Consider the following 20,194-nt stretch of genomic DNA (forward strand, 5'->3'; position numbering starts at 1 on the left):
CGATCTGCACTCTTTGTATAAAGAGATGCCATGTTGTCGTCTGTCCATCCAAAAAGTGCTTTGAGTTGTGAAACTGTTGCACCGGAATTAGCGGCGCGTGTTGCTGCTAATTTTCTCAAACCATGTGCTGATTTTTTTATACCCGCTTCATTGCATGCTTTGTAAAATAAAACCCCGAAGCTTTCTTTGGGTATTTTGTTTCCACGTCTACCACAAATGAATGTTTCATTTCCAATAGGACCAATTTTAAGGGTTTCGGCTAGTTCAGGCAAAATTGGTAGAAAAACATCTGTTTGGAATTTACTTTTCTCTGTCTTAAGATGAATGATATTATCTTTCACATCTTTCCAACCAATTCGTACGGCATCACCACGACGCAAACCCGTGTAAAGAAGAACATCAATCCAGACACGTTCATGGGTTCCTAGAGCCCATTTTTGATAATATTTCTCAACATCTTCTTCTGTCCAAACAGGAAATCCCTCTTTATTTTTAAGTGGAGGTTTTTTAACGCCTAAAGTTGGATTACTTTCCAAAAGTCCTTGATCAATCGCCCAATTAAAAAGACCATTAAGTGCCTTCAGAAAATTCCTAGCCATTGCTGGTGTTTCTTTACGCCTCTCAACACCGGCTATGATATGTTTTTTCTCGATTGCTTGATATGGAATATTTCCTATTGCATCGCACACCTTTATAAGAATGAGTTGATTTTGTTTCTTTGTAGCTTTAGCAAGGTTATGCCAATTGGAGCTGTTAAAGTATTGTTTAAGTAGCCATGCAAATGACCCTTCAACAAGTTTACCAGTTTTTGATTTAGGAAGTATAAGCCCTTGTAACTCGGCAAGTGCGCTTTTGTAGTTATCAACAAACTCTTGCGTTCCATAGATGCCGCGTATTCTAATACGTGGTCCATGACCAATACGTACATACCATATAATTTTACCATGGCGTGTGACTTCTTTGACAAGATGAGGGGGGCGTGGTTTAGGCATGGTATTTTACATCTTAGAGAGTGCGGTTTCGTAATATTCATTCTTTGACAAATCTAATAACTTATCAGGATGCGCTGCTGAATTTGGTATTGGGATATCAGATTTAAGATAGATGAGGAGTTCACCGGTAGGTTTGATTTCTACTAATTCGCATTTTTGTTTTTTTGCTTCTCGTAAAGCGCGTGCAATGGCTGATTGCGTTATAGTAGCAGGGCGTGGCGCCATGTTTTTTCTCCTTACATTTAGATGCAATTCACGTGTGGCGTGAATCACGCATTACTTAAAAGTTGTTAGGAATGGGCGGGGGTGCTGGGAGGAGAGAGCACCCCCATAGGTTTAAGCGGCTTTTGTCAAGATTTGCTTCATGTCTTGATCTATTTCTGCTAAAAAGGCTTCAACAGCTTTATTGATCTGTTCAATTTGTTTCTCATCACGGTGAACACGCTTGACTTTCATGCGCAAATTAAATGATTCTCCCGCAAAACGTGAGTCATAGCTTACAAAATCACACCACTTTCGTCCTGTACAAGCCATTTGGAATTGCATTTGTGCGTGATATTCAGGCTTGATTTCGTCGCTTATACAAAAGCGCATATGGTTTACTGATCTCGGGCATTTGACTTCGATTAATCCATCTTCTCCAATAAGACCATCAGGGCTAGCCCCCGCCATTTCTATTTTGGGGTGTTGGATAAACCCGCATTTTGTAACATTGGTGTCATAAATGAATTCATATTCTCTCAAGGCATTCTCTTCATGTTCAATGCCCCATTGCATAGCCGCTGTTGTATAAGATTGGCTTATTTCTCCTGTTAAGCGCTCTGTCATGAGTTTCATTTTGTAATCTTCATATTTGCTTGTGGGCAATCCTTTTGCTGTCTTACTGAGTACGTTGTAAACGTTTGAAGCAGTAACTTTCCCCAAGCGCGCTTGAAACCACTCTGCTGTTCTTTGTTCCATCTCACACCGCCGTTTGTTGTTGTGTTGGTGCCATTTGCTTGTTTTGTTTATCTTTCAAAAGATGCAAAACGGTTTGTGCGCTCTGATCAGAGATATCATCAAGCTTTTCAACGTTTGCATAAGAAAGTATCTTTGCTTCTTCTGTTTGCGTTTGTACTATAAGTCTTCTGATTTCATTGATCTGGCGCGGCAAAGCAGGTTTAGTCGGCATATTTCCATCTGTATCGTCTTCTTTGCTTGCTACATTAAGAAGCATGCCTAACAGGTATCTTCGTGCGTAGGTAAGTGTAGAACCAACGGATTGTATGCTATTTTTAGAGCCTGTACCGTCAATGGGAAATGTTCCTTGTGTTGAGATTTCCTTGCCTGAAGGATGAGACAGTGTCATTTCTATGGTAATGTTTTTTTCTGTTTGATGTTTAATATGAGAAAACAAAGCAAAGTTGTGTTTTGCAAGTGTGTCCTTTACAGCGTCAATATACTGATCAAGCGTAGCGTATTTGCTGTTTGTATGGTTATTCTTAGCAGTTTTTTCAATCTTTTGATATTCCGTTTGCATAGCGGAAAGATCAGAGATAAAGCTTTGATAGTTTTGCCGTTCTATTTCTTTTTCTCTTAAAGCAAGAAGACGCTCTAAGCGGTCCATGTCGACGTCATTTTCTAAGGCTCTGTTTAAAATGCGTTCCATAGCAGTTTGTTCGACGGCTAAGTGGTGTGTTTCTTCAACTTCTGTTAGGTTAGTGTTTTGTTCACTCATCTTGATTTCCTCCATTTGCGCACAATTCACCCGTGGCGTGAATCACGCTTGTGTTTAAAAGTTGTTTATGCGGTTAGAAACGGCTTATGTAGCTTGGATAGATTGTTGAATATTCACTTTTGGAGATGATTGAAGTTTCTCCACGAATTTCAAAATTACCAGAAATATCTATATTATCGAAAACATATACTTTATCTTGAATTCTAATATCTCCAGAAATGTGTGCATTTTCACATATAACGGCTTTTCCAAAAACACGAGCATTATCATAAACAAGACCATAAACATGTGCATTGTCATAAATTTGTGCATTGCCGAAGATTTGCGCATTGTATTCAACACCAGCATTACCACAAACCTTGGCACTATCATAAACCTTGGCATTATCTCTAATTATTGATTTTTCGAATATCTGTGCATTACCAAAAACCTTAGCGTTATCACAAACCGCGGCATCATGCCAAACCCAACAGTCACCCTCATGACTTAAGTTGTCTTCTTTTGCTATAAAACCGCCTAGGTCACCTTTTTTAATATTTCTAAAGTCTCGTAATGCACGAATGCGGTGAAGAGTTTTGCCATAAACCTCCGTTGTTTCATCAGTCAGTTCGTATTTTTTCATTTGGTTTTTTCTCCAGTTGAGATGGCGGTATAGCCGCCAACGTGTGCACCAAGACGAACTACCGCATCCCCGTAAACTTTTGCATCACCATACACTTCTGCATTGTCATAAATTCCAGCATCACCGTAAATCCTTGCATTATCGTGCACAAGTACATAACCACCAACCAAAGCATTGTCATAAATCTCTGCATCATCATAAATCGAGGCATTGCCATAAACCCGTGCATTACCATAAACCTTAGCATTATGATAAATCCAACAGGAGTCTTCATGAGATAAATTGCCTTCACGCTCTATATAACCGCCTAGGTCACCTTTCTCGACATCAGAAAAGTCTCTCAGTGCACGAATACGGTGAAGAGTTTTGCCATCAACTTCGGTTGTTTCATCAGTAAGTTCGTATTTCTTTTCCATGATTTTATTCCTTTAAGTTAGACTCTGCCTTTGTCGTTCTTGCAAAAGAACGGCATTGCATTGTGTGGTCAATTTTTTGAAAAGAACGGCGCGCTTTTAGAAACGCCCTGTATAGTGAGGGTAGTTTGGAATAACGTCCCAAAGGGTTAAACGGTGCTGTTGTTCATAGGTACCAAACATTTCATCTTCATATCGCTGCTGTTCGATTTCTTCTAAAAAAAAACTGTATGCTGCGCTGTGTTCAATAAATTCGTGAGGTATTTTTCCATTTAAACACTGTTCTTCATGTTCTCTAAGGTAGAACTCCGCAATATCTTCAGAGATATCTTCACAACGATGAGTCGTTGGTTCGACGCGCAAGATTTGGACAGCATTCTCGGTTTGGTCGATAAATTTGATAATGTCCTTTTCTTCGTAGAAAGGTCCAGATTTTGCAATGTTGTCTATCTCATCATTGCACATCACTAAGAGAATTTCATCAGATTTTATAAACACTGGTTTATTCACAACTGCCTCCATAAGCCCTATTGGCAACGGTTAATTTCTAAGATATGGAATAAATATATGTAAAAAGTGCAAGTGTCAACATAAAAATGTAAAAAGTGCATATTTATGTTAGTTATGTTTTTTTTAAAAATGCACTATCCACAATTTATGGAGATACAAAATGCAAATAGAGGAACAAGATTCTAATCTTTTAAAAGGGTTTTCTCAGAAAGAAAAGGAAACTATTACTTATCTTTTGATTGCCTTAAAAACTCAATATATAAAATCACAGACTTCTTGTTTTCTTCAGAAAGATCACGATAAAAATTCATAAACTCTTGATCAACATCATTGAAGAAATTTGGGGGGGGCTCGTTAAAAAACTCGGCTATTTTAACTAATTCCCCAATACTAATGCTTCTTGATTTTCCGTTTTTGTAAGGATTAATCATTCTGCTTATAGTGGACTGATGGATTCCCAAGTAGGCAGCTAATTCTATTTGAGCACCGTGTCCGCGCTCGTTTAATTTTTTTTCTAGCCATTGTTGGATGCTTTTTTCAATATTGCTACTCATAATCTAAACATTATCCCTAAAAATACGTAAAATGCAAAAATGTGAAAGGTGCATTTTCTGTTGACATATGTAAAAAGTGCAATTATTTATTACGCTGTTATGGAGATAGATATGCCTTCGAGATTAATCATAAAATATTTAGGTGGTTTCAAAACGGTAGCAACTATAGTTAGAAGGGACGTATCATCTGTTTGCAGATGGCGTAATTCGATACCAGCAAAACACCAGCAAAAAATTTTAAACTATGCCCGTGACCATGGCATAGATTTGCGTCCTGATGATTTCTTTTATCCTGAACGCTTGCAGAGATTAATGCAAGAGCAACACCCCCCAATTACGAAGATTTTCAAGAGCTGCGGTGTTGATAGCGCGGATGAGACTTTGCGCTCTTAAGGAGATGATGATGGCTGTAGAAAAGAAATATGAGTTCACACGCCAAGGAGTAACGCTTTATCCTGATAAGAATAATTCACATGGTATTGTAATGCTTCGTCGCATACGGGCACTGAGAGACTTTGGAAACGTTAAAAAAGGTGATTTTGGTGGTTTTATAGAACATGAAGGTAACCTATCACATGAAGGGGATTGTTGGGTAGATGATTCCTTTAGCCGTGGATATGTTTTTGGCAATGCTAGGATTTTTGGAGATGCACGTGTTGGTGGCAGGGCTCGTGTTTTTGGAAATGCACAAGTATACGGTTGTGCAGAAGTTTCTAATTTTGCGTATGTTTATGATCATGCAAAGATTTACGGTAATAGCAAGGTTTATCATTCTCGCGTTTACGGTGAAGCACAAATTTATGAGAATGCTTCAGTAAAAGGCGAAGCAGAAGTTTACGGCAATTCTCGCATTTATGGGGATGCTAAGGTTTACAGCAAAGCACGTGTCTACGGTCAAGCCAAGGTTTTTGGTAATGCCGAAGTTTTCAATCAATCTAAAGTTTATGACAATGCATTAGTTCACGGGCATGCCAAGATTAGAGAGAATGCCAAGATTTACGGCAATGCCGATGTTTGTGACTATGAAGATTTTCGCGATAACGACGAAGTTTACATGCGTAAACACGTTTCATATAGCACAAACGAAGCACATAAGGATGATGCTGGTAAGGCGCGTGTTGAACTAATCCCACCGTTGGCACTGATTGAAATCGGTAAAGTTTTAGAGTTTGGGGCAAAGAAGTACGGAGCAAACAATTGGCGTAATGGCATGCACTGGAGCAGGTTTCACGGTGCTGCTTTACGTCATTTATTAGCATGGTTTGGTGGAGAGCATAAGGATGCTGAGAGTGATTTGTCACACTTGGCACATGCGGCTTGTTGCATTCTTTTTTTAATGGAATGCGAAGCACAACAGATTGGTCATGATGACCGCCTTCATAAAAATTAAAGGAGATAAAGATGAGTTTAAATGAAATTTTATGGATAGTGACGTTTTCAGTTTTGCTTTTAGGAGGGGTCATATTTCGTTTTGCCTTGCATTATCGTGACCAAGTTAAAGCACTTAAAGAGCAGGTTAATAATCTTAAGAAAGAAATGAGAGAGAATGAGTTGAGGTATTTAAAGGAAAGCAAGCAGACAATTGATGAATGTGATGCGGATCTTAAAGAACGTGACAAGATAATTGAAGAACTAAAACAAGAGCTTGAAGAACGCGACGAGGAAATGAAACAACTAAAACAAAAGACTGAAGAGCATGAAAAGGCGTTCAGAAATGTAAGTGAAGTTGTAATGACACTCGAAGCAATGTGCAATCACGCGACGAGCAAGATCAAAGACTAACACAAGAGCTTAAGTAGCGTGATGAAGCAGTAAAAGCGCCGCCTCATAAGAATAAGAAGAGTAAGAAGAAGGGTAAGTGAGGAGAGAGAGATGAGTACAGCAGCAACAGTTCTTTCTATAACGACTAATTTGTATTTTCTCTATGAAGTTTATCATTATTTTAAACAGACACAACAGCTTAGGGATGAGTTACAAGAAAGAAACAAGAAAATATGAGATCTAAAAGATGAACTTAGGAAGAAAAGCTCCCAATGAAATGTGTCCAAAAAATAACAATCATAGTTTAAAGGATAGGAGAAAAATATGAAAAAAACACCACGTTATACTTTTAGTACTTCAGACGATTTAATACATGCAATAGGCTTACCAGAGGGGTGCACGCTCGTTTTTAGTAATTCTGATTGGAATTTTTCTTTTGATGAACACAACCATTTAATAGCTAAAAGCACACTAGGACCAATGTTGAACTTAGAGATACACGGCGACAAGCGAGCTTTCAAAGAGAAGTTTCAGGGGTTATTTGAGAAACATAATAAGCAGTTTACATGTTAGATAAAATGCCTCGTAATTGATATGATTTTAATTCTTCTGTCATGTTTTCTATTTCATCCCATTCACATTGGATTCGTTCAGCTTCTTCTTTAGGAGAAAATAAGAACATTCCTTCTAAAAAAACATCGGCATTAAAAATTTTTGTGAAATCATATGTTGGAGAAAATTGAAAGGTGAGTTTAGTAGAAGCAATGCATGTACGATCAATATCTGCCCAAAACTGTATACCCATTATAGCTAAATGCTTTTTGTGTGCTGGAATAGTTATATTTTTCAGTAATACTTCTGTTTCTGGCTTTTCTGGTGGGCTTATAAAATAAATTTCATTTTCGATCCTAGGAATATGAATTGGAAAGGGTGGATTAAACATCCCAATAGAAAGAAATGCTTTTGACCACAGGTCACTTCTTTCCCATTTATTATCAGCATGTGGATTTTGGTGATAAATAGCAGAAACAGAGTGTACTTTAATATCAAAAGGAGTTGTGTTTTGAAAATTAAACCATGGGATAGTATCAGAAAAATTCTCATAACAAGACGTAACAATTAAAGGTGGCAGTGAAACGCATGTCTTTTGATTGTTTGCATTTTGGGTTGTATCATTATTAGGCACTGTTCCCTCCAGTTTTGGGAAAAAACAATCTTATAAAACACATTTTATATGGAGCGACATGGTAAATAACACGATTCTTTGTTTTGATCTAGGTACCAAAACGGGGTGGGCGATACGTGGTGCAAGTGGTGACATATTCAGTGGTACCGTGAATTTTCAATCACGCCGTTTTGAAGGCGGTGGAATGCGTTACTTGCGTTTTAAACAATGGCTATCAGAAATAAAGCAGACAGCAGGTCAAATTGACGCGGTGTATTTTGAAGAGGTGAGGCGTCATAAAGGTACAGACGCAGCACATGTGTACGGTGGTTTATTAGGTCACCTAACGGCTTGGTGTGAACAGCATCAGATACCATATGAGGGTATACCGGTTTGTACGATTAAGAAAGTGACGACAGGCAAGGGGAATGCGTCGAAAGAAGAGATGATTAAGGCGGTGCGTGCAAAAGGGCACAATCCGAAAGATGATAATGAAGCAGATGCTTTAGCAACTTTATATTTAGTTAAAGAAAGGGAATTTGGGTATGTCCAGTAAATTACCGTGGACGAGGCTTTTTGCAGACAAGTGGCTTCTTGATCTTGCTTGTTTACCCGCAATTGAAGGCAATGTTTATATGCGATTGCGATTGCAAATGTTGCGCACTAGAGAGCCTCTTGTAAATGATGCGCAAATATTATCTCATTTTACGTGTTGTTCAGTAAAAAGATTTCAGAAGGCATTAGATTACTTATTTAGATCTGGACATATTGTTCTTTCAGAAGATGGTCATTTGTGGAGTTTAAAAGTTGAAGAAGAACTCAATAACCTCAGTGAAGAGCTAGATAATTTTACCTTTAATAATAATGAAGAAAAGGAGGTAAAATATGTCAACTAAGTTAGCTTGGGTTCGTTGTTTTCCTTCTGATTGGGTATCTGATGCTAGTGGAATGACGTCGCATCAAATATCGACTTATATGATGTTGATATTGCTTATGTATAAGAAGAGACAGCCAATTCTTGAGAATGCCTCTATATTAGCACGCATTTCTGGTTGTTCAGTAAAAGCTTTTAATAAAGCGCTAGATTTTTTATTGAGTGATGAGAAACTGATACGTTTAGAAGACGGTCGTTTATGGAGTTTACAGGTTGAAGAGGAACTCAACAACTCTAATGAGAATTTGAATAAGTTTTCAGAGAGAGCGCAGAAGGCAGCGAAGGCAAGATGGGATAAAAATACAAAAGATGCTTGTGATAATGCTAATGATGCTAAGCATGATGCTAACGGTATGCTTAAGGATGCTAAGCATGATGCTTGTGATGCTATAACAAACAATACAAACAATACAAACATATATAATAAAAAAACTAATACTATCGTATTAGCAAAAAAAGAAATTGGTTCTGAAAGTTTAGAAACAACTAATTTGGTTCAAGAGCCAACTGAGGTTGCTGCTGTTGACAGCCAATCAGAACAAATCGAAACGTTAGAAACCAACCAACCAATCATTCACGAGCAAGAAAGCGTTCCTAAGAAAGCCAAGCGAAGTAAGGGGAAAAAAGAACTTGGAAGCGTACCAGAAGATTTTGAACCCGATTTGCAATACGCAATCGATAAAGGCTTAACGCATGATGAGGCGTTATTAGAATTCGAAAGATTTAAACTTCATTGGAAAGCCAACCCATGTCGAAATGCAAACAATCGCGATTGGCAAAGTGCTTGGTGTGGTTGGATTATTAACCAGAATGGAACGCTAGCCAAGAAATTAGAACAGGAGAAACGATATGCAAACGAACGCTATAAGCTCTCAACAAATAACTTCACAAACAGCCTTTCACAAAGCTTCAGTACACTCAAAGCAGCAATCACCACTAGCGATTCTTATGGATCAGAATGCAGCAGAGATACAGAGGCTATCAGTTCATTTGCAAGCACTTTCCAAGAGAGTGGACCGGAGTGTGTATCCTCCAATCTCTATGTATGGAAAGCCGTTGACGCTGGAGGAGAGAGCGCAAGTTTTGCAAGACTGTAATCGCTTACAAGCACTGCTTTCACGGAAAGTTACGGTTGAACATATCGAGGCGGCTGCTTATTTGCTTTCTGGTCTAAAAATACCAGCAAATATAGACCCTAATGTTATCGCTTTGAACTATAGCATAGCCTTATCAGATGCTTCAGAATACGCTCTAAAGCAGGCTGTTAAGGATATCATATGCGGAAAAGCAAACGGCTTTTCGAAAACCTTTATGCCAACAGGAGAAGAGCTTGCAGAGTATTGCAGAAATTTGAAAGCAGATCTTTTGTCGGGAGCATCAGTCATGAAATCGTATTTAAAAGCATCCGAAAAAACAGCAAAGTAGTGAAATTTGCTGATGATTTTGAGAATAGACATGCATTTAAATCGACAAAAAGGCGCCGTACAGAGCGATTTAAAGATTTTGCGATAGAAAACACATTGAAATTAAAAACGCTTCTGTACGGTCCATTTTGAGGCAAATAGACCAATTGGTAAAATTATGGACTAAAAGCATGAGGATTTTAAAATATTTGTTCTTAAAAAACCGTAAACAGCCAATGCAAAAAAAGTTTATCGCAACAGCTGTTGGTTATGTCCCTTGGGGAGACGGAGCGGCAGAGTATTTTTACAACCTGTACGAATATCCTGATGGCACAAGAGAGTGTGAAAAGTTTGATGGCGGACAGTATTACGATACACCAAAAGGGGCAGATTTCAGTACCAAAGCGCAAGTAAAAGCGTGGGTTTACGGTGCTAACTTGCCAAGATCAGTGTTGAGTTGTGAACCGTTGATAGACGAGGTGAATAAAACGATACAAAGGAAAGGTGAGGGGACGTTGATCTATGAGGCTATCAACGAAGGTAAGAAGTGTTATTCACAAGTTTATGATATGGACAATGAAATAGCAAAAGCGCTTAATATTCAATTAGGTAAGCATCAAAATGAAAAAATATGAAAAAATAAAAAATACATATTGACATTAAAGGGTTATTCTGTTATGCGAATCATCAAGTGCTAAAAACACTAAACATGTAGCGAATAGGTTACGAAACAATCTTTTCCTGCTTCAAAATTTGGCTTTATTTTTGTGCTATTATTGGCATATAACGGTTTTGTCGGGTGTAGCTATACCATACAATACCCTTCGCGAGGGAAAAGTATAGCGGCGGACTACATGCCGTGTTTTTAGCACCCGGCACCCTTATGGGCTGTCAATTAAAAACTCTAAACATGTAGGAGTTCATTATGAACAATTTAGTAAACACTCAAACCACGTTGACAATGTCTAGCCGTGAAATTGCAAAGTTGTGTGGTAAGCAACACGCTCATATTATGCGTGATATAAAAAAAAATGCTTGAGGAACTTAACGGCTCCAAATTTGGATCGGTTGATTTTAATGGCAGTTATCTTGACAAAAAAGGTGAAAGGCGTCCTTGCTACCACCTCCCTAAACGTGAGTGTTTGGTCTTAATTTCAGGTTACAGTACAGTATTGCGTGCTAAGATCATCGATCGTTGGATAGAGCTTGAGGGGCAATCAAATTTACAGTTAGAACATGATTTTGATGATTTTAATTATCTTCGCCAGTATGTTTTGACAAATTATCCTAAAATCATGGGTATCATCTTTAGTCGTCTTGTGAAAATAGATGAAATCGAAAAAGAGCTTGATCATTACAAATTGGTTACGACAGAAGCCAAGCGTGTTTTAACAAATGCTATCGTAAAAGCAGCGTAAATAACGGCGCGGGCGGTGCGGGGGCGCCTCCTTATAACCATTTCATTTAAAATTTTATCGAATATTTAGATTAGGAGTTACCTATGAACGCTAAAAATGTATCCAAAAAATATGAACTTACTAATGAAACTACAGAAGTTAAAGACCATCTCTATGGTAGAGTTAGAACACTTTATCGCATTAGAGCTTTAAGAAGTTTTGGAGGTGTTAAAAAAGGAGATTTAGGGGGCTTTATTGAAAGTGAATACAACCTTTCTCACCAGGGTAATTGCTGGGTTGGGGACGATGCCAAGGTTTATAATGCTGCTATGGTTTGGGGGCATGCGAAGGTTTTTGAAAATGCAATAATTTGTGATGAGGCGTGTGTTAATGGGTTTGCAAAGGTTTATGGCAATGTACGTGCTTATGGAAAGGCAATTATTGGTGGCAGGGCGCGTGTTTTGGGAGATACGCAACTTATTTTGGGGGCATGGGTTACAGGAAGAAAAGAGATTTCTACAGGTTTAATATCCTTTTGTAGATAGATAAAGACTGTAGAGGAATTGATTAAAGCGGCTGTGGCGTATTCTAAAAGATAGAATTAAAAAAAGCCGTGTCAAAATGAATTGATACGGCTTTTATTATCAAAACAGCTAGCGATCCAAATAAACGATTAAAATAACCTAATCGAAATATAAAAGAACATCTCTTTATTGCACAAAACGTATCAAAGTGCAAGCTGTTAAATAAAATAAAAATGGGATTCATTCTTTAGATTCAGTGTGTTATAATAAATTTCGTTTGTAATTACACACCATAATGTGTTATACCACCATCAGTTGTGAGTTCATTTTGTTCTAAGTACTATTTTCCATTAAAGGACAGAAAGCAAATGCTTAATAAAGTGATCTTAATTGGTCATTTAGGTACCAATCCAGAAAGAAAAACTATGACCTCTGGTGGTGAGGTGGTTAATTTTCGAATGGCAACGTCTGAGAGCTATACAGACAAGGCAACCAATAAGAAAGTAGACAAAACAGAATGGCATTCCATTGTGGTGTTTAATCCACATTTGGCAAAAATAGCACTCCAATATCTCCATAAAGGAAGCAAAGTCTATATTGAAGGGCAGCTCCAAACCCGTAAATGGCAAGATAAAAACGGTGTTGAACGGTATGTAACAGAAGTCATATTGCCTCAGTACAAAGGCGAGTTAAAGCTTTTAGATGGCAAAAATGATGATGATCAAAAGCAATCAACACCTTATGACAGAAGCTTTCATAGACCTCTTGATACGCCCCATACCGTTATGAATGACAGTGTTCCTTTTTAAATAAAAGGCGGTGTTATGAAAAAAAATAAAAAAAGGGGACGCTCTAAAATTAACGGATGTATCAGAGAACCAAATGGACGCATCTCACGTGCAAAAGCACCACGTGAATCTGTTGATAAATTGGCAATAGAAATGCGTGCAAAACGCTTCGGTTTAACGCTACAAGAGGCAAAAAATCCGCTCTCTAGTACTTACATAGGGCGGCTTTGTTTGCAAGGCGTGCTTACACAAGAGCAATATGACGCCGCGCAACAGTATTTACAGATAAGAAATAATTACCTTTGTGCAAAAGGCTTGCCAAGCGCTGTTTATGATGATGTGTCTACAAATTCAGACCCCAATAGTCTTGAACGGTGGGTTCAAAAAGCAACAAATCATTATCAAGCCGTGCAAGAGGCACTAAAAGAAGCGCAACAGCTCTATAGACAGTATAATCTTTATGCAGCACTACAGTACCTCGTTATAGAAGATCAAATGCTACCACATCTTGTGAATTCATTGCGAGTTGCTCTTAATGCGCTTCAAAAGCATTTTGATCGTTAAATGGTGCTCTCTATTTCGGTTTCATCATATTGTATATCGTTTGTAAGTCTCTACAAAACCTAGCTGTTTTTTTTATGCCTCTCCCATTATCGACTCTCATACTAGACACTAAATCAACAACTTGTGTTTCGGGGTTAATGCCATTTCCACTCGGAGAACTAAGAAATTTTTTTGCGTAATAAAACATTGGATCTGTACTACTCATAGACATGTTGTATGCCCAAATAAAATTTTCTTCACTCCAATTATGTTCATAGCGTAAAGTATTTATTACACTAGGTAGCATCGCCCATGACATCTCCTTATTATAATCACCCCTTAGTAAATTCACAAAGCGTCCACATAAAACGATCAGTATGTGACGATGCCATACAGTGTCAAATTTGGCAGTTATATTTTGATAGCCATTATTGTATGCAAATTGATTTGCTTGGTGTTGCTTGTCGAAATGCGTAAAGTCTTCATATTCTGTACTTGCATATTTATCGTAAAGTTGATTGTACTGCTCTATAGTATCTACACGTGTAAATGTACGTGTAAATCCAAATGATATTGATATAGATAGCATTTGATATAGAAAAAAAACTATAAATGTTACAATTCGTGGTATGAAAAATAACTTCATTACTTAATCCTTTAAATTGTCATAATTAACACTGACTAACAGATTCTCTTTGAATGTATCAATATGTGTTCTTTTGTGTTGACAAATTGTTGCAAATCGTATTTAATGACAAATACGGCACTGGTCGTATTGTATCTAGACGAGGGGCAGTGCAGTTTTAAATCCCCGCAAACGCGGGGTTTTTTATTATCTGGAGGGTGTATTTTATGACATCACAAAATACACAGCAGGCTCCACAACCCATTAAAAAGCGTATACCCCCAAAGGCAGGTCAAGGGCGGGTTAAAGGCGTTCCCAATAAAATGACGCGCATTTTAAAAGAAGCAGTGGTTAAGGCTGCTGAGAATGCTGGGAATAAAATTGGCAATGATGGTTTGATTTCCTATTTGGAAAAGCAGGCTATGGAATGTCCAGCGGCTTATTTAGCGTTGCTTGGTAAGGTGTTGCCTTTACAGGTAACAGGTGAAGATGGGGGAGCCGTTAAGGTGATAACGCGTGTAGAAATCGCGCCTTTGGTCAATGACGACACGACAGATTAATATTGTTCCAAAGCTTATACCGATTTTTACAGGTAAGGCTTTGGTACGAGCGGCTTGGGGAGGGAGAGGTTCTGGGAAGACAAGATCATTTGCCTTGATGGCTGCTTTAAAAGGCTATCAATTTGGCATGGGAGGAATATCAGGCACTATTCTTTGTGCACGGCAGTTTCAGAATTCTCTAGCAGAAAGTTCATTGGAGGAGATTAAACGCGCCATTGAAGCGCATGACTTTTTAAAGGACTATTACAAGGTTGGGGAGTCTTCGATTAAGTCGATAGATGGTCGTATAGCCTTTCAGTTTTCTGGTCTTGACCGCAATATTGCAAGTATCAAGTCTATGGGGCGTATTTTGCTTTGTTGGGTTGATGAGGCAGAGCCGGTTACAGAGACGGCTTGGCAAACGCTTATACCGACTTTACGAGAAGAGGGAGAGGGATGGCGAGCAGAGTTATGGGTGACATGGAACCCATTGCGTGAAAATGCCCCCGTTGAGAAGCGTTTTCGCTTTTCAGACAATGAGGCAATCAAGCGTGTTGAGATCAACTGGTCAGATAATCCAAAGTTTCCAAAGATCTTGAATGAAGCACGTCTTGATGATCTGAGAAACCGCCCCGAGACCTATAAACATATCTGGGAAGGGGCTTATCTTACAGCGGTTCAAGGTGCTTACTATCAGAAAGAGATGTTGGCAGCCGAGCAAGAGGGGCGGATAGGGCGCGTTGCTCGTGACCCCTTGATGCAAATACGTGCTTTTTGGGACATTGGGGGAACAGGAGCCAAGGCAGATGCAACAGCGATATGGATAGCGCAATTTGTTGGACGAGAAATTCGTGTTCTCGATTACTATGAAGCACAGGGGCAACCGCTCTCAGAGCATATAGGCTGGTTACGTCAGAATGGTTATGAGAAGGCATTGATGGTTCTCCCCCATGATGGTGCAACCAGAGATCGTGTACACAATGTGAGTTTTGAGAGCGCTCTTAAACAGGCAGGCTTTCAAACAAAAGTTATCCCTAATCAGGGAGCAGGAGCTGTTAAGATACGTATAGAAACAGTCCGCCGTGTTTTGCCTTCTGTTTGGTTTAATGAGAAGACGACGGTAGCAGGACGCAAGGCACTGAACTGGTATCACGAGAAATGGGATGAGAAGCGTAATATTGGCTTGGGAGCAGAGCATGATTGGTCCAGTCATGGGGCAGATGCCTTTGGATTGATGTGCATTTCATACAAACCACCAAAAGAAATACAAAAGCGACCAGCTTATAGCGGCAGAACGGAATATGAGAGTACCTCATGGATGGCAGAATGATGCATGATGATGAACATTTAGAGAAAGACAGCAAAGTCTCTGATCTTTTTCATGAAGGTTTGTTTCGCAAGCTTGTCAGTTGGTACAAAGAAGATGTGGAGCATGTGAACAAATGGCGTGAACATGCACGGGAGGATTTTGGTTTTTACAATGGTGATCAATGGAATGAAGAAGATTTATCGGCGTTAAAAAAGCAACGCCGCCCCGTTATGACCTTTAATCGTATTGCCCCATTGGTCAATGCTGTTGTAGGCTCTGAACGCAATAACAAGCGCGAGGTGCAATTCATCCCCCGACAAGTTGGGAAGGCATTGCCTAGTGAATTGCTTACCGGTGCAGCGGAATGGTTTAGAGATACGGCGCATGCAGAATACGCTGATAGTGATGCGTTTCAGGATGCGGTCATTTGTGGCATGGGATGGACGGATACACGGCTTGATTATGAGAACAGCCTTGATGGTGAACCGGTAATTACCCGTTTAGACCCGTTAAAGATGGTTTGGGACAGTGCAGCGGTGCAACCGAATTTAACCGATGCACAACGTTTGTGGTATGTGGACCGCAAGCCTTTGGAAGTAGCCAAGCAGATGTTTCCCAAAGCCCATTGGACAGAGCTGAGTGCGGATTGGGCAAGGGATGGGAGCTCTCATGGAGGTGTTCACCACAATGATCTTGATTATTACAGTGATGAGGGGAGCATTGATGTTGAAAATGGTCGTCGGATGGTCACGCTTGTTGAATGCCGTTGGTTTGAAAGCGAGAGGTATTACAAAGCACCTGATTTAAGCACTGGAGAACTTCGTGATTATAGCGAGGAAGAATTTAAGCAGCTACAGTGCATGATGCCGGGTATCCAAGGGGCGGCTTTTAATAAAAAGGTTGTTAAGCGCGCTTTTTTAGGCAGGAAGGTTTTGCTATGCCCCGATCAACCCATGGTTCCAGCTGGTCAATTGGGTTGGGAGTGTATAACGGGGTATTTTGACAAGATAGAACGGCAATTTTATGGGGTTGTGCGTCCCACAAAAGACCCTCAACGGTGGGCGAATAAATATTTTAGTCAAGTTATGTATATCCTCAATAGCCAATCCAAAGGTGGTCTTATTGTCGAGGAAGGGGCGTTTAAGGACATCAGGCAGGCTATGAAAGATTGGGCACGGGCTGATGCGTTGCTGGTTGCTGAAGATGGCGCTCTTGCACAAGGAAAGATCCAACCCAAACCCGTAGCAGAATTTCCAACGGGGTTTTTCCAGTTGTTTAATGAAGCAAAAGAAGCAATTAATCAGGTGACTGGTTTATCACCTGAGTTCATTGGCACAAGGGAAGTGACACAAGCGGGTATTTTGGAGGCACAACGACGCCAATCCAGTTTAAATCTACTTGCTTGTCTGTTTGATGGTTTACGTTTGTATCGCAAGCGGCAAGGTAAGATTATTTTGCACTTGATACAGAATTACTTGTCCGATGGGCGTTTGGTACGGATATCTGGTGAAGAGAATGCGCAATATATTCCATTGACGCGTGAAGAAGTAACGAGTGTCGAGTATGACATTGTGGTTGATGATGCGCCAACCAGCCCGAATGAGAAAGAGCGCACCTTCGGTATCATCACACAGCTTTTACCGTTACTCCAAAATGCTATTACGCCGGATATTATGCTTGATCTACTTCGTTATTCTCCATTGCCTGCGTCATTGCTTAATCGTGTCAGTGAGAAGTTCCAACAGCAGCAAATAGCACAACAACAGCAAATGGACCCTGAACAAGAAATGAAGTTGCAGGAAAAGCAACAGGATTTAGAGACGAAAGCACAGATGCATCAGATGGATTTGCAACAAAAGCAGATTGATCTGTTTGTGCATCAAGAGAGAGCAAAAACAGAAGCGGAACTGATGCAACAACGCTATGAGATTGAACGGCAGAAGCTTCTCAATGATCAGGCACACAATTAGATCATGCGAGAGCGAATAGCATTACACAGAGGTATGCATAGTTGAGAAAGGCGAAAGAATGAATGCAGAAATGAATGAAGCTATGAATAAAGATTATAGAGTTGGGGCACCGGTCTTTGATGATGAGAGCTCTTTTGATAGCGTCAATGATGGTGAAACGATTGATAATGATGACATTACGTCTCCAGAGCCGGTTGTGCAGCCCGTTGAAAAGCCTTCAGAGATTGTTCCTAATATAGAGCAGCAGCGCTCTATCGAGCAAGCTAAACAAGCCCGTGAAGCGCTTATCAAGTTTTATGAACCCCAATCCCAGACGCCAATGGTTGAAGGTGAAAATTCACCTCCAGACCCACGTGAGGACCCTGTTCGTTTAGTGGCGTGGATGTTAGATAAGATTCGAGAGCAGGATGCGTATATTAGGGAACAGAAAGAAGCGCTAAGACAAGCTGAGGAACAGCAGCAGCATGATATACGTCTTGGTCAGTTTTTCAACAATTCTGTTAAGTCGTTTCAAAATAAATCCAGTGATTTTGGTGATGCGGCAAATTTTCTTTATGAGAAGCGTGCGAAGGAATTGAGTTCTTGGTCGTCACTTTATCCTGAGTATGCAGATCCAAACACAATTTCTGAGATCATAAGGAATGAATTGCGTACGATTGTAGCGACTTGTGCACAAAGAGATCTCAATCCGGCAGAAGAGATTTATAGAATAGCGCAAAATCTTGGCTATCAGAACCAAGCATTACAAGCGAATAATCAAGTTGCAGAACTTCAAAGCCGTCAGAATTCTGCGAGAACCTTAACGGCATCTGGAGGAGGGGGCGTGACGGGTCCTATGACCAAAGAGACACTTGCGAATATGTCTGAGAAAGAATTCAATGCTTGGATATCAAATCCGAAGAATGAAGCCCGTTTTTATGAAATTATGGGTGTAGACTCCGATTAAGCAATAAGTTTTACAGCATAATCCGCCTTGATGCGGGTTTTCCACCGGCTTTAAGCCGGTTTTTTTACAGCAAAGAAAGGTGAAATTAATGGCAACAACACATATAGGAACTCATGATCCGCAAGCAGTGAAATTGTGGTCACAGAAATTAAGCAATGAAGTTTTGAAAGCGACAAAAATTGCTCCTCTGATTGGCAAAAGTTCGAACAGCATTATCCAGCTTTACAACGAAACCCATAAGAGTGCAGGGGATAGCGTTACGTTCAGTCTGCTGGTCAATCTGTTTGGGGACGGTGTCACGCAAGGCGAAACCTTAGAGGGCAATGAAGAAGCACTTCAATTTATGAATGATAGGCTGGTTATTAACGAGCTTTTACATGCGGTGCGTGTGGCCAATGATGATTCGATTGACCAACAGAGAATTCTCCCAAATTTACGGAAAAAAGCCAAAGAAGGTTTAGTTCGTTGGTATGCCAATCGTTTAAGCATCATGTTCTTTCTTCAGGTATGTGGTTATACAGCCCGTACTATCAATGTCGATGGTCGGGAAGTGTATATTAAACCGGTTTATTATGGCTTTAATGAAGTCATGGCACCAAGCAGTGAACGTATTATCCGCCCAGATGCAAAAACCAAGGATGAAGATCTCACTGATAAAGCCAAACATAGCTTTAGTCTTAAATTGATTGATGAAGCGGTTAAACAAGCCAAATTAGCTAATCCGCAAATTTCTCCAGTTTATGTCAATGGTGATGATGTTTATGTTCTCTATTTACATCCAACACAAGTTATGCAATTGCGAACCAATACAGCAGTTGGTGAGTGGTTAGATATTCAAAAATCCGTTTATGCAACCTCCCGTGCGAAGAACCCGATCTTTGATGGTTCACTAGGCATGTATAATGGCGTTATTTTACGTGAAGCAATTCATGTCACCCATGGTGTTAAATCAACAGATAATACCGTAGTGAAAGGTGTGCGTCGTGCGGTTTTCTTAGGAGCCCAGAGTGCGATTATAGGATTTGGCAAAAATCACAGTGCAACGCATTACACGCTTAAAGAAGAGTATTTTGATTATGAACGTGAATTTGGTGTTGCAGCCAAGACCTTGATAGGAATGAAAAAAACCCGTTTCAAAATGCCAAATAGCGCACAAACAGCCCAAGATTTTGGAACGATTGTCATTCCCACTTACAGTGGTGAAGCAGCAGCGTAATCATAGGAGGGAACAAAGACATGGCAGATCATTTACCACAGCCCTTGCAAGGGAGGAATCTTCATACCCAGCAGGTGAATTTCTTACGTTTGAATATCTCTCATAAAGATAAACATCTTACGGAGAAAATAGGAATTTTGCCTCGAGGTGCTTTGATCACTTCGATGAAGGCTTTTGTTAAGACAGCGTTTTCAGAAGCGAAGTTGAAAATAGGGAGTACCTATGGAGGCAATGAGTTCAGTGAAAAGGACATCAAAGCCCAAGGC

28 protein-coding genes and 2 pseudogenes are annotated in these 20,194 nt (G+C 39.7%); 20 read left to right on the top strand and 10 right to left on the bottom strand.

The genetic code is table 11. From position 1 onward, the window contains the following. From GQO39_RS06825 to GQO39_RS06860, 8 genes are all read right to left on the bottom strand, one after another. The coding region (locus GQO39_RS06825; protein WP_156851522.1) for a tyrosine-type recombinase/integrase at nt 1–992 on the bottom strand (992 nt) is incomplete at its 3' end. Nucleotides 993–998: 6 nt separating this feature from the next. Then, nucleotides 999–1,217 (bottom strand): hypothetical protein, encoded by a 219-nt coding sequence (locus tag GQO39_RS06830; protein WP_156851523.1) that lies wholly within the window; start codon nt 1,215–1,217, stop codon nt 999–1,001. Between the two features lie 111 nt (nt 1,218–1,328). Then, nucleotides 1,329–1,952 (bottom strand): lambda exonuclease family protein, encoded by a 624-nt coding sequence (locus GQO39_RS06835; RefSeq protein WP_156851524.1) that lies wholly within the window; start codon nt 1,950–1,952, stop codon nt 1,329–1,331. 1 nt (nt 1,953) lies between these two features. Beyond that, entirely contained in the window at nt 1,954–2,709 is a 756-nt protein-coding gene (locus GQO39_RS06840; protein WP_156851525.1) for an ERF family protein, read from the bottom strand. 73 nt (nt 2,710–2,782) lie between these two features. Next, nucleotides 2,783–3,331, bottom strand: coding sequence for an LbetaH domain-containing protein (locus tag GQO39_RS06845; protein WP_007552588.1), 549 nt, complete (start codon nt 3,329–3,331; stop codon nt 2,783–2,785). Further along, nucleotides 3,328–3,747: an LbetaH domain-containing protein gene (locus GQO39_RS06850; RefSeq protein ID WP_156851526.1), complete on the bottom strand. Its 420-nt coding sequence runs from the start codon at nt 3,745–3,747 to the stop codon at nt 3,328–3,330. The genes GQO39_RS06845 and GQO39_RS06850 overlap by 4 nt, the downstream gene beginning before the upstream one ends. A gap of 96 nt (nt 3,748–3,843) precedes the next feature. Next, a complete protein-coding gene (locus GQO39_RS06855; protein ID WP_007552590.1) occupies nt 3,844–4,254 on the bottom strand; it encodes a hypothetical protein in 411 nt (136 codons plus the stop codon). 224 nt (nt 4,255–4,478) lie between these two features. After that, on the bottom strand, nt 4,479–4,808 hold the full coding sequence (locus GQO39_RS06860; protein ID WP_156851527.1) for a helix-turn-helix domain-containing protein: 330 nt from the start codon (nt 4,806–4,808) through the stop codon (nt 4,479–4,481). Between the two features lie 111 nt (nt 4,809–4,919). Between GQO39_RS06860 and GQO39_RS06865 the strand changes: the two genes are divergently transcribed. From GQO39_RS06865 to GQO39_RS06880, 5 genes and pseudogenes are all read left to right on the top strand, one after another. After that, entirely contained in the window at nt 4,920–5,201 is a 282-nt protein-coding gene (locus tag GQO39_RS06865) for a hypothetical protein (protein ID WP_198039431.1), read from the top strand. A gap of 91 nt (nt 5,202–5,292) precedes the next feature. After that, a pseudogene (locus GQO39_RS09500) lies at nt 5,293–5,508 on the top strand (dATP/dGTP diphosphohydrolase domain-containing protein); the annotation flags it as partial. A gap of 354 nt (nt 5,509–5,862) precedes the next feature. Next, entirely contained in the window at nt 5,863–6,198 is a 336-nt protein-coding gene (locus GQO39_RS09260) for a dATP/dGTP diphosphohydrolase domain-containing protein (protein WP_196794021.1), read from the top strand. An 11-nt stretch (nt 6,199–6,209) separates the two neighbouring features. Continuing rightward, complete coding sequence (locus GQO39_RS06875) at nt 6,210–6,590, top strand: hypothetical protein (RefSeq protein ID WP_246668544.1); 381 nt, start codon at nt 6,210–6,212, stop codon at nt 6,588–6,590. Between the two features lie 303 nt (nt 6,591–6,893). Further along, nucleotides 6,894–7,142 carry a hypothetical protein gene (locus GQO39_RS06880; RefSeq protein WP_156851529.1) on the top strand — a complete coding sequence of 83 codons (249 nt, stop codon included), beginning with the start codon at nt 6,894–6,896 and terminating at the stop codon, nt 7,140–7,142. Here the strand turns inward: GQO39_RS06880 and GQO39_RS06885 are convergent. Next, entirely contained in the window at nt 7,132–7,755 is a 624-nt protein-coding gene (locus GQO39_RS06885) for a hypothetical protein (RefSeq protein WP_156851530.1), read from the bottom strand. The two genes, GQO39_RS06880 and GQO39_RS06885, sit on opposite strands and share 11 nt — an antisense overlap. Nucleotides 7,756–7,813: 58 nt before the next feature. On the opposite strand from GQO39_RS06885, the gene GQO39_RS06890 reads away from it, so the two are divergent. From GQO39_RS06890 to GQO39_RS06930, 9 genes and pseudogenes are all read left to right on the top strand, one after another. Next, nucleotides 7,814–8,290, top strand: coding sequence for a crossover junction endodeoxyribonuclease RuvC (locus GQO39_RS06890; RefSeq protein WP_156851531.1), 477 nt, complete (start codon nt 7,814–7,816; stop codon nt 8,288–8,290). Next, nucleotides 8,280–8,630 (top strand): DUF1376 domain-containing protein, encoded by a 351-nt coding sequence (locus tag GQO39_RS06895; protein ID WP_156851532.1) that lies wholly within the window; start codon nt 8,280–8,282, stop codon nt 8,628–8,630. The genes GQO39_RS06890 and GQO39_RS06895 overlap by 11 nt, the downstream gene beginning before the upstream one ends. Next, entirely contained in the window at nt 8,620–9,765 is a 1,146-nt protein-coding gene (locus tag GQO39_RS06900) for a DUF1376 domain-containing protein (RefSeq protein WP_156851533.1), read from the top strand. Before GQO39_RS06895 ends, GQO39_RS06900 begins: the two co-directional genes overlap by 11 nt. Further along, a complete protein-coding gene (locus GQO39_RS06905; protein WP_246668545.1) occupies nt 9,752–10,093 on the top strand; it encodes a hypothetical protein in 342 nt (113 codons plus the stop codon). The genes GQO39_RS06900 and GQO39_RS06905 overlap by 14 nt, the downstream gene beginning before the upstream one ends. Before the next feature lie 169 nt (nt 10,094–10,262). Then, nucleotides 10,263–10,706 carry a hypothetical protein gene (locus GQO39_RS06910; protein WP_156851534.1) on the top strand — a complete coding sequence of 148 codons (444 nt, stop codon included), beginning with the start codon at nt 10,263–10,265 and terminating at the stop codon, nt 10,704–10,706. A gap of 290 nt (nt 10,707–10,996) precedes the next feature. Then, nucleotides 10,997–11,291 (top strand): annotated as a pseudogene (locus GQO39_RS08880) (Rha family transcriptional regulator); the annotation flags it as partial. Nucleotides 11,292–11,572: 281 nt separating this feature from the next. After that, nucleotides 11,573–12,013, top strand: coding sequence for a hypothetical protein (locus GQO39_RS06920; RefSeq protein WP_156851535.1), 441 nt, complete (start codon nt 11,573–11,575; stop codon nt 12,011–12,013). Between the two features lie 347 nt (nt 12,014–12,360). Next, complete coding sequence (ssb, locus tag GQO39_RS06925; protein ID WP_156851536.1) at nt 12,361–12,801, top strand: single-stranded DNA-binding protein; 441 nt, start codon at nt 12,361–12,363, stop codon at nt 12,799–12,801. Between the two features lie 15 nt (nt 12,802–12,816). Further along, entirely contained in the window at nt 12,817–13,344 is a 528-nt protein-coding gene (locus GQO39_RS06930) for a hypothetical protein (RefSeq protein ID WP_156851537.1), read from the top strand. Nucleotides 13,345–13,354: 10 nt separating this feature from the next. On the opposite strand, the gene GQO39_RS06935 is transcribed toward GQO39_RS06930, so the two are convergent. After that, nucleotides 13,355–13,969 carry a hypothetical protein gene (locus GQO39_RS06935; RefSeq protein WP_156851538.1) on the bottom strand — a complete coding sequence of 205 codons (615 nt, stop codon included), beginning with the start codon at nt 13,967–13,969 and terminating at the stop codon, nt 13,355–13,357. A gap of 206 nt (nt 13,970–14,175) precedes the next feature. Between GQO39_RS06935 and GQO39_RS06940 the strand changes: the two genes are divergently transcribed. From GQO39_RS06940 to GQO39_RS06965, 6 genes are all read left to right on the top strand, one after another. After that, a complete protein-coding gene (locus GQO39_RS06940; protein ID WP_156851539.1) occupies nt 14,176–14,508 on the top strand; it encodes a hypothetical protein in 333 nt (110 codons plus the stop codon). After that, nucleotides 14,489–15,817: a PBSX family phage terminase large subunit gene (locus tag GQO39_RS06945; RefSeq protein ID WP_156851540.1), complete on the top strand. Its 1,329-nt coding sequence runs from the start codon at nt 14,489–14,491 to the stop codon at nt 15,815–15,817. Before GQO39_RS06940 ends, GQO39_RS06945 begins: the two co-directional genes overlap by 20 nt. After that, on the top strand, nt 15,802–17,766 hold the full coding sequence (gene bgtI, locus GQO39_RS06950) for a BaGTA-type gene transfer agent portal protein BgtI (RefSeq protein ID WP_156851541.1): 1,965 nt from the start codon (nt 15,802–15,804) through the stop codon (nt 17,764–17,766). The genes GQO39_RS06945 and bgtI overlap by 16 nt, the downstream gene beginning before the upstream one ends. A gap of 58 nt (nt 17,767–17,824) precedes the next feature. After that, nucleotides 17,825–18,712 carry a hypothetical protein gene (locus GQO39_RS06955; protein ID WP_156851542.1) on the top strand — a complete coding sequence of 296 codons (888 nt, stop codon included), beginning with the start codon at nt 17,825–17,827 and terminating at the stop codon, nt 18,710–18,712. An 88-nt stretch (nt 18,713–18,800) separates the two neighbouring features. Beyond that, a complete protein-coding gene (gene bgtG / locus GQO39_RS06960; RefSeq protein ID WP_156851543.1) occupies nt 18,801–19,928 on the top strand; it encodes a BaGTA-type gene transfer agent major capsid protein in 1,128 nt (375 codons plus the stop codon). A 20-nt stretch (nt 19,929–19,948) separates the two neighbouring features. Continuing rightward, the coding region (locus tag GQO39_RS06965; RefSeq protein ID WP_156851544.1) for a hypothetical protein at nt 19,949–20,194 on the top strand (246 nt) is incomplete at its 3' end.

The sequence above is a fragment of the Bartonella refiksaydamii genome, from assembly GCF_902652675.1.
Lineage (GTDB): Bacteria > Pseudomonadota > Alphaproteobacteria > Rhizobiales > Rhizobiaceae > Bartonella > Bartonella refiksaydamii.

Excerpts from the sequence above, each read along its gene's own strand:
- GQO39_RS06880 (WP_156851529.1), top strand. The coding sequence starts at position 6,894 with ATGAAAAAAACACCACGTTATACTTTTAGTACTTCAGACGATTTAATA.
- GQO39_RS06920 (WP_156851535.1), top strand. The coding sequence starts at position 11,573 with ATGAACGCTAAAAATGTATCCAAAAAATATGAACTTACTAATGAAACT.
- GQO39_RS06845 (WP_007552588.1), bottom strand. The coding sequence starts at position 3,331 with ATGAAAAAATACGAACTGACTGATGAAACAACGGAGGTTTATGGCAAA.
- GQO39_RS06865 (WP_198039431.1), top strand. The coding sequence starts at position 4,920 with ATGCCTTCGAGATTAATCATAAAATATTTAGGTGGTTTCAAAACGGTA.
- GQO39_RS06895 (WP_156851532.1), top strand. The coding sequence starts at position 8,280 with ATGTCCAGTAAATTACCGTGGACGAGGCTTTTTGCAGACAAGTGGCTT.
- GQO39_RS06935 (WP_156851538.1), bottom strand. The coding sequence starts at position 13,969 with ATGAAGTTATTTTTCATACCACGAATTGTAACATTTATAGTTTTTTTT.
- GQO39_RS06930 (WP_156851537.1), top strand. The coding sequence starts at position 12,817 with ATGAAAAAAAATAAAAAAAGGGGACGCTCTAAAATTAACGGATGTATC.
- GQO39_RS06910 (WP_156851534.1), top strand. The coding sequence starts at position 10,263 with ATGAGGATTTTAAAATATTTGTTCTTAAAAAACCGTAAACAGCCAATG.
- GQO39_RS06890 (WP_156851531.1), top strand. The coding sequence starts at position 7,814 with ATGGTAAATAACACGATTCTTTGTTTTGATCTAGGTACCAAAACGGGG.
- GQO39_RS06955 (WP_156851542.1), top strand. The coding sequence starts at position 17,825 with ATGAATGCAGAAATGAATGAAGCTATGAATAAAGATTATAGAGTTGGG.
- GQO39_RS06850 (WP_156851526.1), bottom strand. The coding sequence starts at position 3,747 with ATGGAAAAGAAATACGAACTTACTGATGAAACAACCGAAGTTGATGGC.
- GQO39_RS06940 (WP_156851539.1), top strand. The coding sequence starts at position 14,176 with ATGACATCACAAAATACACAGCAGGCTCCACAACCCATTAAAAAGCGT.
- bgtI (WP_156851541.1), top strand. The coding sequence starts at position 15,802 with ATGGATGGCAGAATGATGCATGATGATGAACATTTAGAGAAAGACAGC.
- GQO39_RS06860 (WP_156851527.1), bottom strand. The coding sequence starts at position 4,808 with ATGAGTAGCAATATTGAAAAAAGCATCCAACAATGGCTAGAAAAAAAA.
- ssb (WP_156851536.1), top strand. The coding sequence starts at position 12,361 with ATGCTTAATAAAGTGATCTTAATTGGTCATTTAGGTACCAATCCAGAA.
- GQO39_RS09260 (WP_196794021.1), top strand. The coding sequence starts at position 5,863 with ATGCGTAAACACGTTTCATATAGCACAAACGAAGCACATAAGGATGAT.
- GQO39_RS06875 (WP_246668544.1), top strand. The coding sequence starts at position 6,210 with ATGAGTTTAAATGAAATTTTATGGATAGTGACGTTTTCAGTTTTGCTT.
- bgtG (WP_156851543.1), top strand. The coding sequence starts at position 18,801 with ATGGCAACAACACATATAGGAACTCATGATCCGCAAGCAGTGAAATTG.
- GQO39_RS06945 (WP_156851540.1), top strand. The coding sequence starts at position 14,489 with ATGACGACACGACAGATTAATATTGTTCCAAAGCTTATACCGATTTTT.
- GQO39_RS06835 (WP_156851524.1), bottom strand. The coding sequence starts at position 1,952 with ATGGAACAAAGAACAGCAGAGTGGTTTCAAGCGCGCTTGGGGAAAGTT.
- GQO39_RS06900 (WP_156851533.1), top strand. The coding sequence starts at position 8,620 with ATGTCAACTAAGTTAGCTTGGGTTCGTTGTTTTCCTTCTGATTGGGTA.
- GQO39_RS06840 (WP_156851525.1), bottom strand. The coding sequence starts at position 2,709 with ATGAGTGAACAAAACACTAACCTAACAGAAGTTGAAGAAACACACCAC.
- GQO39_RS06830 (WP_156851523.1), bottom strand. The coding sequence starts at position 1,217 with ATGGCGCCACGCCCTGCTACTATAACGCAATCAGCCATTGCACGCGCT.